At 40.0% G+C, this 13,353-nt stretch carries 4 protein-coding genes; 3 read left to right on the top strand and 1 reads right to left on the bottom strand.

The window, feature by feature from the left end:
- Positions 1–14: 14 nt before the first annotated feature.
- The 3 genes from P6922_RS05225 (at position 15) to P6922_RS05215 (ending at position 9,257) form a co-directional block, all read left to right on the top strand.
- Complete coding sequence (locus tag P6922_RS05225; RefSeq protein WP_276874917.1) at positions 15–6,161, top strand: YadA-like family protein; 6,147 nt, start codon at positions 15–17, stop codon at positions 6,159–6,161.
- A 308-nt stretch (positions 6,162–6,469) separates the two neighbouring features.
- Complete coding sequence (locus tag P6922_RS05220; RefSeq protein WP_276874915.1) at positions 6,470–7,720, top strand: aminotransferase class I/II-fold pyridoxal phosphate-dependent enzyme; 1,251 nt, start codon at positions 6,470–6,472, stop codon at positions 7,718–7,720.
- Positions 7,721–7,736: 16 nt separating this feature from the next.
- On the top strand, positions 7,737–9,257 hold the full coding sequence (locus P6922_RS05215) for an alanine/glycine:cation symporter family protein (protein ID WP_276874912.1): 1,521 nt from the start codon (positions 7,737–7,739) through the stop codon (positions 9,255–9,257).
- Between the two features lie 470 nt (positions 9,258–9,727).
- On the opposite strand, the gene nifJ is transcribed toward P6922_RS05215, so the two are convergent.
- Entirely contained in the window at positions 9,728–13,333 is a 3,606-nt protein-coding gene (nifJ, locus tag P6922_RS05210; protein WP_276874920.1) for a pyruvate:ferredoxin (flavodoxin) oxidoreductase, read from the bottom strand.
- Positions 13,334–13,353: the final 20 nt, after the last annotated feature.

The raw sequence follows: 13,353 nt of genomic DNA, 5'->3' as shown, positions 1-13,353 counted from the left end.
GCAGTGCTGTTGTTTTGAACGGTCAAAACGGCTCTATCGGCATGAATGGTAAAGACGGTAAAAATGGCGTTACTATTTCTTCCGGTGATGGTACTGTTGGCGTAGACGGTAAAGACGGTACGACACGAATTATCGTTACAGAAGGCAACCATGTGAATGAATTGGCTACTATGAACGATGGCTTGAAATTCAAAGGTGATGACGGCAATGCTATTGGCGTCAAATTAAACAACCAAGTGAATATCGTTGGGGGCGCTAAAATTGTCAAAAAAGGCGAAACCATCACCAATTTGACCGATAATAACATCGGTGTGGAATCCATTGTAGATGAAACAGATGGTAAGAATGCGAAGATGAAGATTCGCTTGGCGAAGAACCTTTCCGATTTGGAAGACATTACCTTTAATAGTAAAGATAAAACGACTCCAATGAAGATTGATGGCAATGCGAAGACTATCGAAAATATCAAGAAAATGACCTTCGGTAAAGATGGTAGTACCGATAGTGTTACCGTAGATGGAGAAAATAAGGTAATTACCGGACTTTCCAATACAAAATTGCCAACTGATTTGACTAAAATGAAAGCGGATCAGGCAGCGAGCCAAGGACAATTGAAGGAAGTTTTAGATAAAGCAACTGCTACCGATGATTTCTCTGTTAAGTATGATAAGAAAGATACTGGTGAAGTTGACAAAAACTCTATTACCTTAGGTGGAGATACAAATGGTACCGTTATTAAAAATGTAAAAGGTGGAGAACTTTCTGAAAATAGCAAAGAAGCTGTCAATGGCAGTCAACTCTATAAGACCAATCAAAATGTTACGAATATAACGAACAATTTGGACAAGACAAATAAAGGTTTTGACATTTTAGTAGGAACAGATACTGAAGCAAATAGAGCCAATATTTCCCTTGGCAAAGATAAGAAAGAAACGGTTGAATTTGCCGCAGGTAATAGCCTTGAAGTCACATTGGATAAGAATGCTAAGAAAGTAACGTATTCCTTGAAAGATGACATCGAAGTCGGCAAAGAAGGACAACCTGGACAGGCTGGCAAAGATGGCAAGGTGACTGTCAATGGTAAAGACGGTGAAAAAGTCACTATTGATGGTAAAGATGGTAAGATCGAAAGCAAGACAAAAGACGGTACAACCGTTACAGTAAATGGTAAGGACGGTACTGTAGGTGCTACAGGTGCAGACGGTACAAGTGTTACCATGAATGGTAAAGATGGCACAATTGGCGCTCAAGGGCCAAAAGGTGCTAATGGCAAAGATGGTGCATCTGTTACTATCAACGGTAAAGATGGAATTACAACGATTACTGGTGCTACCGATGAAAAGGATCATAAAAATGTCATCGCTCTTGACGGTAAAGACGGCAAGATGGGCATTACCGGCAAAGACGGCAATAGCGTTACATTAAATGGACAAGATGGTTCTATCGGTATGAAGGGCAAAGATGGTACGAATGCAGTAAGCATTACCACAAAAGATGGCAAAGTCGGCGTTGACGGTAAGGATGGAGACACACGTCTTGTTGTCAAAGAAGGCACGAAGACGCACGAATTGGCAACGATGAACGATGGTATGCAATTTGACGGCGACATCGGTGATGAAAATAAACTGAAGTTAAATCAGAAGCTTACCGTTACCGGCGGAATTACAGACAATGCAAAACTGAGTCAAGACGACAATATCGGCGTTATTGCAGACGGTACATCTAAATTGACACTCCGTTTGGCTAAAGAAATTAAAGGTTTGGACAGCATTACATTGGGCGCCGACGATAAAGCGATGAAGATTGACGGTGCAACTAAGACAATCAGTAATGTAAGCAAAATTACAGGACTTTCCAATACGACCTTGCCGACAGATTTAAAAACGATGCAAGCCGATCAAGCGGCAAGTCAAGGACAGTTGAAGCAAGTTTTGGATAAAGCAAACGATACAGATAAATTTGCCGTTAAATATGATAAAAACACAGACGGCTCTGTAGACAAGAATTCTATTACTTTAGGTGGCGATACAAACGGTACAGTCATCAAAAATGTAAAAGGCGGAGATATTTCCCAAAACAGTAAAGAAGCTGTCAACGGCAGTCAGTTGTACAAGACCAATCAAGGTTTCGATATTTTAGTCGGTGAAGATACAGAGGCTAATAGAGCTAATGTAGCACTCGGACAAAATAAGAAAGAAACAGTCAAATTTGAAGCCGGTAAGAATTTGTCGGCATCACTTGATAAGGCAACCAAGAAAGTATCCTACCGTCTGAATGACGAAATTGAATTGGGTGAAGCAAAGACTGCCGACAAACCGGGTGTAAACGGTAAGATAACTATCCATGGAACAACCGGTGAAAAGATGACACTGGATGGTAAAAATGGGGAAGTTACCGTTGAAACTACAGATGAAAACGGTAAAAAGAATGAAGTATTCCTCAAGAGCCATGACGGTACTATGGGAGTTACCGGTAAAGAAAATAATGGAGTCACTTTATATGGTGAAGGATTTGTTCACATTAAAGGTGCAGGCAGTGATAAGGCAATTGATTTGACAACACAAAAAGGACAAGTTGGTGTTGATGGTCAAGGCAGCTCTACACGTCTTTTGATGAAGGAAGGCAATATTCCTCATGCGTTGGCTACCATGGATGACGGTTTGAAATTCATGGGTGACAGCGGCACAGCCGTAGGTGTGAAATTAAATAACCAAATCAATATTGTCGGTGGTGTTGCGGCCGAAAAAGAAGGCGATGCGGTTAAGAATTTAACTGATAACAACATCGGTGTTGAATCCATAGTAGACGATCAAAACGGCAAGAATGCGAAGATGAAGATTCGTTTAGCCAAGAAACTTTCCGATATGGAAAGTATCACCTTCAACAGTCAGGACAAGACCAATCCGATGACTATTGACGGTGTTGGACGTACTATCAAAGATTTGACGACTATGACATTCTTGAAAGATGGTAAGAATAATTTCATTACCGGACTTTCCAATGTAACATGGCCGGCTAAGGATAAGAGAGGTACTGATTTTGATGCATCCAAAGCGGCCACACAAGGACAAATTCAAGATGTAGAAAATGCGGTAGATGAAAAACTTAAGAAGAATAATGCCGGATTTGATGTATATATTAAAGAAAAAACAACTGAAAATACTTTCAATATTGCCCTTGGAAAAGATGAAAAAGAAGCTTTTGGATTCTTAGCGGGTAACGGACTTGAAATTACACGAAACGGCAAAGAAATTACCTATGCTATGAAAGATAATATTACCTTGGGTAAAAAGAACAGTGAAGGTAAAGATGACGGTAAGAACGGTAAGTTTGTCGTTACCGGTAAAGATGGTAATTCCGTAACTGTAGACGGCACTGACGGTCAGTTGACCTTAGCCGGTGCTGCAGATAAGAACGGCAAGAAAAATCAGATATCCTTGAACGGCAAAGACGGTACCGTTCGCGGTGATAGCAAGAGCGGAAACGCTTTTGAAATGAATGCGGATACAGGCACTGTCGGTGCAAAAGGTGCTGATGGAAGTGCTGTTGTATTAAACGGTAAAGACGGCACTATCGATATGAACGGTAAAGACGGTAAAAATAAAGTCACCATAGGCACGCAAGAAGGTAAAGTCGACATAGACGGTAAGGCCGGAACTCGTGTTGTTGTGAAAGAAGGTACGACAACAAATGAATTGGCTACCATGAATGACGGCTTGAAATTTAAGGGTGATAGTGGCGATGTAGTCAACCGTAAATTGAATGAAACACTTTCAATTGAAGGTGGTGCAGATACAACAAAATTATCCGAAAAGAATATCGGAGTAGTAACCGATGCAACAAACGGCAAGATGTCGGTTAAATTGGCAAAAGACTTGAAAGACTTGACAAGTGTAGAAACGAAGGACGATCAAGGCAATACGACCAATATGACCGGTGCCGGTACGACTACAACCGATACTAAGGGTAATACAACTACTACAAATGCTACCGGCGTAACAACTACTGATGGAAAAGGTAATAAGACTACTACCACAGTGGATGGCGTAACAACCGCTGACAAAGACGGTAATAGCACAAGTATCAATAAGGGCGGTATTACTATTCAGGCAAACGGTAAGAACACTGTTTCTTTAACTGACAAAGGATTAGATAACGGCGGTAATAAGCTAACATCTATTGCAGATGGTGAGATTAGTAAAGATTCAAAAGAAGCTGTAAACGGTAGTCAACTTTACAAGACAAATCAAGGTTTTGATGTATTGGTAGGAGAAGATAAAGCCGAAAATAGAGCTAATGTTGCCTTAGGTAAGGATAAGAAAGAAACCGTAGAATTTGCCGCCGGAAATGGTTTGATTGCTACTATTGACAAAGATACCAAGAAGATTACCTATGCGATGAAAGATACTATCGAAATCGGCAAAAAAGGCGAAAAAGACGGTAAATTAGTTGTTAATGGTAAAGATGGAGAATCCATTACCATGAATGGTAAGGATGGTGTCATTGAAAGTAAAGGTACAGACGGTACAACGGTTACTGTAAATGGCAAAGACGGTACTGTGGGCGCTAAAGGCACAGATGGTACAACGGTCACCATGAATGGTAAAGACGGTACCATCGGCGGTAAAGGTGCAGATGGTACAACGGTTACCATGAACGCGAAAGATGGCACAATCGGTGCTCAAGGACCAAAAGGTGCTGATGGCAAAGACGGTGCATCTGTTATTATCAATGGTAAAGATGGTACTACGACTATTAACGGTGCTACTGATAAAGATGGCAAGAAAAATACCGTTTCTCTTAACGGTAAAGACGGCAAGATGGGTGTTACCGGCAAAGACGGAAATAGCGTTACTTTGAATGGTCAAGATGGTTCAATCGGTATCAAAGGTAAAGAAGGTACGAATAAAGTAGACATTACCACCAAAAATGGAACTGTCGGAGTTGACGGTAAAGACGGTACGACACGTCTTGTTGTCAAAGATGGCGATAAAGTCAATGAATTGGCAACGATGAATGACGGCTTGAAATTCATGGGCGACAGCGGTGATGTAGTCAACCGTAAATTGAACGACACACTCACCATCGAAGGCGGAGTGAAAGAGGCTACCAAGCTTTCCGATGGAAATATCGGAGTTGTCACAGACAAGGCAAACGGTAAGATGACGGTGAAACTTGCTAAAGAGTTGAAGAACCTTGATCGTGTAGAAACCAAGGTACTCAAAGCTGATACAATCGAAACAAAATCCATGACAATGGGCGATGTTACTTTGAATGAAACCGGACTTACTATCAAGAATGGACCGTCTATGACAAAAGCAGGTATTAATGCCGGCGGTAAAGCCATTCATAATGTTGCACCGGGAACTATTGCACCCAACAGTTTTGATGCCGTTAACGGGTCACAACTTTTCGGAACGGAAATGCGTATCGCAGAAATTGGCGGACGTGTAAATCAAGTAGGAGCAGGAGCAGCCGCATTGGCAGGATTGCATCCGCTTGATTTCGATCCGGACGACAAGTGGGATTTTGCGGCATCTTATGGAAAATACTCCGGCAATAATGCATTTGCACTTGGTGCATACTATCGTCCGAACGAAAGCACCATGATAAGTGTAGGCGGTACTTTGGGAGACGGTAACAATATGCTCAACGTCGGATTGAGTATGAAGCTTGGCCAAGGAAATAATGTAACAAACTCAAGAGTTGCAATGGCAAAGGAAATAATAGATCTTCGCAAAGAGAATAAAGCTTTGAAATCAAGACTTGACGATATGGAAAATAAGATGAATAAAATTTTTGACAAACTCGATATATCCGATTCGGAACGTTATGTACCGACAATGTATCCGGATACGGAAAAAAATCATTGGGCGTATGAATACATCAATGAATTGAGAAATCGTAAGATTTTGTTCAATACCGTCAAAAAAGAATATACACGTATGGAAATGGCACAAATGATTTATGCCGCTTTGAAAAAAGGTGCAGCTGTAGATGACACTATGGATAGAGCGCTGAGTGAATTTGAAAATGAAATCAGAGGCATTAGAGATAGTCGTATTCGAGTAGACAGATTGCATGAAAACGGTAATTACAATGACAGAGTGCGTGTAAATCCTGAATATGATACAAAGCAAACACAAGACTTCGTACAATAAAAAATAAAAACTGACACGAAAAGTTGAAATGAAAACGACTTTCGGGTCAGTTTTTATTTTTGAAGTAATTATAAAAGAAAGAAAAATGAAAAAAACGAACGAATTTTCAGTAATTTTCACTTAAATTTGTTGATTAAAACAAAATTTAATATGAAATATATTAATTGTAAACTTAGTATAAAAAGCCAGATGTTATCGTTGTTTTCGGCAAAAATGCGTGTAAAAAACCCCTTTTGTCAACGTTGAACGGTAATCTTTGTAATGATAAAATATTAATGACTTTTGATAGTTATATGGAGGGTGAAATTATGTACAGTATGGCAGCATCACATGCACGTGGAAAACGTGCCGACGACAATATTTTTGCGGCAAACGGAAGGGCTATAGCACTTGCAGATCGCATCGGAAAAGATAAAGTAATAAACGGTACTGTAGGTTCACTTCTTGATGATGAAGGTAATTTGGTAGTTTACAGAGGTGTACAAGAAGCATATAAATCACTTTCACCGAAAGAATTTGCAGCATATGCACCGATATCGGGCTATGATAAATTTAAAAAATTTGCCGTTGAACAATGTTTCGGAAAACATCGTCCGAGCGGATATGTAGGAGTTTGTGCAATTCCCGGAGGATCAGGAGCGTTAAGGCAGGTTGTATATAATTATGCCGAAAGCGGAGATGATGTACTCATAACCGATTGGCATTGGACAGCTTATGACGGATTTATAAAAATTGCAGGACGTAATGTACGTACTTTCAAATTTTTGAATGACAAAGGTGTATTCAATGCCGAAGATTTCCAAAGAAATGTACATGAAATACTTGAAAAACAAGACAGTATAGTAATTATATTGAACGGAATTGCAAATAATCCTACCGGCTACAGTATGACAGTCGAAGAATGGCAAAAAGCGGTAGATATTTTAAAAAAAGAAGTGCGTGAAAACGGGAAACGTGCTATCATAGAGGCTGACGTTGCATACATGGACTATGCCGGAGAGTACGAAAAGACTCGTGAATTTTTTAAAGTTTTCGACAAACTTCCGAAAAATATACTTTTTGTTTGTGCATACAGTTTATCAAAGAGTTTTACAATGTACGGACAAAGAGCCGGTGCAATGATTGCAATAAGTCAGGAAAAAAGTGTTATTGACGAGTTTATGGCGGCACTGCAATATTCAAGTAGAGGCACATGGTCAAATTGCAACAGCAGCGGTATGAATATGCTTGTACATATTTGTGAAAACGAAGAACTTTTGAAAGATATTGAAAAAGAAAGACAAGTATATGTAACAAAGCTGAATCAAAGAGCGGGTGTATTTACAAAAGAAGCCGATAAAGTCGGACTTAAGTATGTACCGTATGTATCCGGATTTTTCATTACAGTTCCCGTAGAAAGATCAGCGGAAATATGTGCAACACTTGAAAAGGAAAATATATTTTTGGTACCGATGAAGAACGGAGTTCGTGTAGCCGTTTGTTCGGTATCTGAAAAGAAAATGCACGGGCTTGCCTTGAAACTTGTTGAAACTATGAAAAAATTAGGTATAAATCAATAGTTGGTAAGGAGTATTTATGCAAGGTATATTTGCAACGATAAATGCAGTATTGTCATTTGTAACACCGGTATCGGATTTCTTTTGGGATTTTCCGAAAATGTTCGATTTTTGGAAAGCGATACCGTTGATAGGAGAGTTCTCACTTGCAGTAATTGTACTTGTAGGCAGCGGTATATATTTCACATTCCGTTTAGGGTTCATACAAGTAAGAAAATTCAAGCATGGTGTGCATGTACTTGGCGAGAAAAGAAAAATATATAAAGGTATATCACCTTTGGCGGCATTTTTCCTAAGCACGGCAATGCGTGTAGGACCGGGTAACATGATAGGTGTAACAGGTGCGATAGCCGCCGGCGGTCCGGGAGCTTTGTTTTGGATGTGGGTATCGGCATTTTTCGGAATGGCGACGGCATATGTAGAATGTACGCTAGCACAAATTTTCAAGGAAAAAAGAGGAGACGAATTTGTAGGCGGACTTCCCTTTTATGCACGAAAAATTTGCAACAATAAAGTGTGGGTAGGTACACTTCTGTCGTCAATCTATATTTTTTATGCATTGATGTGTTTACCTGCACAAGGACTCAATGTAGTAACTTCTATCGGTGCGATGGCAAATATAGTAACCGGAATTCAAATACCGGTACAATCTACATTTTTCTACGTAGTATCCGTACTTTTAATTATCGTGACGGCAATAGTTGCTTTCGGCGGTATAAAACGTGTAGTACGTGCAAGTAACAGATTTGTACCTGTAATGTCGATAATTTATGTACTTACCGTATTACTTCTTATCGTGACAAATTTGAACAGCATACCGTATTTCTTCAAAGCGGTATTTGAAGGAGCGTTCACACCGGATGCACTTTTCGGAGGAGCTTTCGGTACCGTGCTTATGCAAGGTGTAAAACGTGGACTTATGTCGAATGAAGCCGGTCAAGGTACAATAACCATGCCGGCGGCTGCTGCAGAAGCAAAACATCCCGGTGAACAGGGAATTATTTCCGCATTGGGAGTATTTCTCGATACACATGTAATTTGTACAATGACAGGTTTCATTATAGTCATGGCACATCAATGGGCAGGAAACGGTGCAGCATGGAAAGATGCAGGAACATATGGTAAATTCCTTCTTTCGATGCACTCGCTCACACCGTCGGGAATGGAAAATTTTATAATGTTTTTAGTATCGCTTTGCTTCTGTCTTTTTGCACTTACATGTGTAATAGGATTTATTACATTTTCTGAAATTGCGGCAAACAGAATAAACAGTTCAAAGGGATTTATAAACGGTATACGTATACTTGCACTTTTCGTAGCGGCATTCGGTATAGCATGCAGTATAGCGGGATATGACCTCTCAAATCTTTGGGCATTCTCGGATTTAGGAAATATTATTATCGTGTACTGTAACGTTCCGATACTCTACATGGGATTTAAGTATGTATTGAAAGCGACAAAACAATATACCGAAAACGAGAATGAAAAATTTACGGGAGAAATAATAGGAATGGATCTTCCCGTATGGAAAAAAGATTGATATATTTTTCTTAAAATAAAATAAAGTAAAAACAAACTGTTTTGATAAAGGAAACTGTTGTTTACTACAATAAACAAAAAGATGAATATAAGATAAAAACACACATGAGTTGCAATTATGTGTGTTTTTAATTGCTTGTAATGCGGATAAAGAGTAAATGTAACCGGTTGTTCACAGAACAATGTTTAAATCGGTTTAAATAGAGATTTATTCACAAAAATTAAAAGTTGAAGATATGAAATATTATATTTCTCAAGGCTACACATTAATTCAAATTGCCGAAAAACTTAATACCAAAAACCTCGGTGTTTATATAAATTTTTACGGAATTTCTTCTCCAGATATAAATAATAAATGCGTAATGACATTAAAATGTAAGAATTTATATATGAAATTTTCAGAAAAATCGGTATTTTTTAGATGATTTGCAATATAAAATCCTCGGAGTAATAAGTTCCGAGGATTTATTTTTATGCTCTTGGAGCGTTTTCTTGTTGTGTTTGCATTGCTGCTTGCATTTTTGCTTTTTCCGCTTCGGCTTTTGCTTTTGCTTCTTTGATTTCAAGGTCGAATGCTTTTTGCATACGTACATAGCTGCGTCTTCTGTCTTTTGCATCTTGTTCGGTTTTTGCAAAAAGTTCTTCGGCTTCTTTCGGGAAGAGTTTTTGAAGACTTGAGTATCTTACTTCTCCCAAGAGGAAGTCACGGAAGTTTCCTTTCGGTTCACGACTGTCTAGTTTGAAAGGATTTTTTCCTTGTTCAAGAAGTTGAGGATTGTATCTCCAATTGCACCAGTAGCCGCAGTTTACCGCATCTTTTTGTTCTTGTGATGCGTGTCCCATTCCGGAGCGTATTCCGTGGCTTATACATGGTGAGTATGCAATTATGAGTGACGGGCCAGGGTATGATTCCGCTTCATGTATTGCACGTATTGCTTGGTTCATATCCGCACCGAGTGCGATTTGCGCTACATATATGTATCCGTAGGATACCGCCATCATTCCCAAATCTTTTTTCTTGGTACGTTTTCCTGATGCCGCAAATTTTGCAATTGCTGCCGACGGTGTAGATTTTGATGATTGTCCGCCGGTGTTTGAGTATACTTCGGTGTCGAGTACAAGTACATTTATATCTTCTCCGGATGAAAGTACATGGTCGAGTCCTCCGAATCCGATATCATATGCCCAACCGTCACCGCCGAATATCCATTGACTCTTTTTGATGAAGTGTTCTTTGAGTGCAAGTATTTCTTTGTATTCAGGGTGTAAATCTACTGCGTTTTTGAGTGCGAGTTCAAGTTTTTCGGCACGATCTCTTGTACCGTCACCGAGGTCTTTTTTGTCGAGCCATTCTTGAATTGCGCTGCGTGTATTTTCGTCCGATGTTTCGAGGACTTCGTTTAATTTACGTGTGACACGTTCTCTCAGTTTTATTTCTGCAAGGTGCATACCGTATCCGAATTCCGCATTGTCTTCGAAGAGCGAGTTTGCCCATGCCGGTCCTTGTCCGCCGGAGTTTGTTGTATAGGGGATTGACGGGCAGCTTGCACCGTATATGGATGAGCATCCTGTCGCATTTGTTATTGTCATGCGATCTCCGTACAGTTGTGTTACCAAGTGTACGTACGGTGTTTCTCCGCAACCCGCACAAGCTCCTGAAAATTCGAAGTATGTAGGTTCGAATTGAGATCCGCGAACGGTAAATTTGTTCATCGGATTTTCTTTACGCGGTAATTTTATTGCATAATCCCAGTATTTCTGTTTGTGCAATTGTGTTTCTATCGGTTTCATTACCAATGCTTTTTTCGGTGCCGGACATGTATTTGCACAGATATTGCATCCGTAGCAGTCTTCCGGATCTACAACGATGCAGAACTTCAATCCCTTTTTCGGTCCCGCCAATTCTCTTACAATCATACCTTCCGGAGCTTTTACCGCTTCGTCTTCCGAGAGTATGAAAGGACGAATAGTCGCATGCGGACATACGAATGCACATTGATTGCATTGTATGCAATTTTCCGGAATCCATTCAGGTACATTTATTGCCGCTGTAGGTTTTTCGTACTTTGTCGTGCCTACGGGGAATGTTCCGTCTTCCATTCCTTTGAAACTTGAAACGGGAAGATCGTCACCTTGTTGTTTGTTTATTACATCACAGAAATTTGAAATAAATTCGGGACGTGAAGGACGTGCAATCGAACCGCCAGTCGTTGCATGCAGCCATTCTTCGGGTATGTCTATTTTTGTATAACTTGTAGCACCCAGTTCAACTGCTTTGTAGTTCATATCTACGATATGTTGGCCTTTTCGTCCGTAAGATTTTTCAATTGCTTTTTTCAAGTAGCTTATAGCATCTTCTGTCGGAATGATATTTGTAAGGTTGAAGAATGCCGATTGCATAATCATGTTTATTCTTCCGCCGAGTCCGATTTTCTTTGCTATTTCAAAAGCGTCTATTATGTAAAATTGTGCATCGAGTGCTGCAAGTTTACGTTTCAGAGTTGCAGGTAATGCACGATCCAAATCTTCTTTGCGCCAACGGCAATTAAGCAGGAAAATGCCGCCTTTATTAAGTCCTCTGAGTAAATCGTACTTGTATACATAAGACGGTCTGTGACAAGCGATATAGTTTGCATGACTGATTAAGTACGGTTTGCGTATTGGATTCGGGCCGAAACGCAAGTGAGAAATAGTAACTCCGCCGGATTTTTTCGAGTCGTATGAAAAATATCCTTGTGCATACATATCTGTATGATCGCCGATAATTTTTATAGCATTTTTATTTGCACCTACCGTACCGTCCGAACCGAATCCCCAGAATTTACATGAAATTGCAGATTCGTCCGATTCTTTTATCGGAACGGGAGCAAGCGATAAATTTGTGACATCGTCTTTTATTCCCAATGTGAAATTATGACGAGGATTTTCATCTTCCAAATGTTTATAAACTGCCGCTATATCTTCTGCGATTACGTCTTTTGAACCTAATCCGTAACGTCCTCCGCAAATTTTTGCACTTCTGTTTCCGGATGCGAAAGCACTTTGTACATCAAGGTACAAAGGTTCTCCTATTGCACCGGGTTCACGTGTGCGATCCAATACGGCAACTTTCTTTACCGTTTCCGGTATTTCATTTAAAAAGTGTTTTACCGAGAAAGGACGGAAAAGATGTACATTCAAAACACCGACCTTTTCTCCCTGTGAATTAAGCACATCGCAAACTTCTTTGCATACGTCGGTGACGGATCCCATTGCGATAATAATGCGGTCTGCGTCCTTTGCACCGTAGTAATTGAATAATTTGTAATCTTTACCGGTGAGTTCATTTATTTTGTCCATGTAAGATTGCACGATTTCAGGCAATGCATTATAAAAAGGATTTGCCGCTTCACAATGTTGGAAATATACATCCGGATTTTGTGCAGTTCCACGTACAACCGGTTTGTTAGGACTCATAGCATTGTTTTTGAAATTTTCAAGAGCTTTTTTGTCTATAAGAGGTTCAAGTTCATCGTATTCCAAAACTTCAATTTTTTGAATTTCATGACTCGTACGGAAACCGTCAAAAAAGTTAATAAAAGGCATACGTCCCTTTATTGCGGATAAATGTGCAACTGCAGATAAATCCATTACTTCTTGAACTCCGCTTTCAGCGAGAATTGCACATCCCGTAGCACGTGCCGCCATGACGTCTTGATGATCTCCGAAAATTGAAAGTGCATGATTTGCCAAAGCACGTGCAGCTATGTGAAAAACACCCGGCAAAAGTTCGCCCGCTACTTTGTACATTGTAGGAAGCATAAGCATCATACCTTGTGATGCTGTATAAGTAGATGTCAATGCACCGCTTTGAAGCGAACCGTGGAAAGCACCTGCGGCACCGCCTTCAGATTGCAATTCCACTACATGTACAGTATCACCGAAAATATTTTTCTTTCCGTGAGCCGCCCATTCGTCTACCATTTCAGCCATCGGAGAAGACGGCGTAATCGGATAAATAGCTGCTACTTCCGTAAATGCGTAAGAAATATATGCTGCAGCAGTATTTCCGTCCATGGTTTTAGTTTTTCTCACAATACCACTCCTCCGTTTAAATC

Origin of the sequence: Dialister micraerophilus, assembly GCF_947090205.1 — a bacterium.
GTDB lineage: Bacteria > Bacillota > Negativicutes > Veillonellales > Dialisteraceae > Dialister > Dialister micraerophilus.
This window is presented reverse-complemented; position numbering and strand designations above follow the sequence as displayed.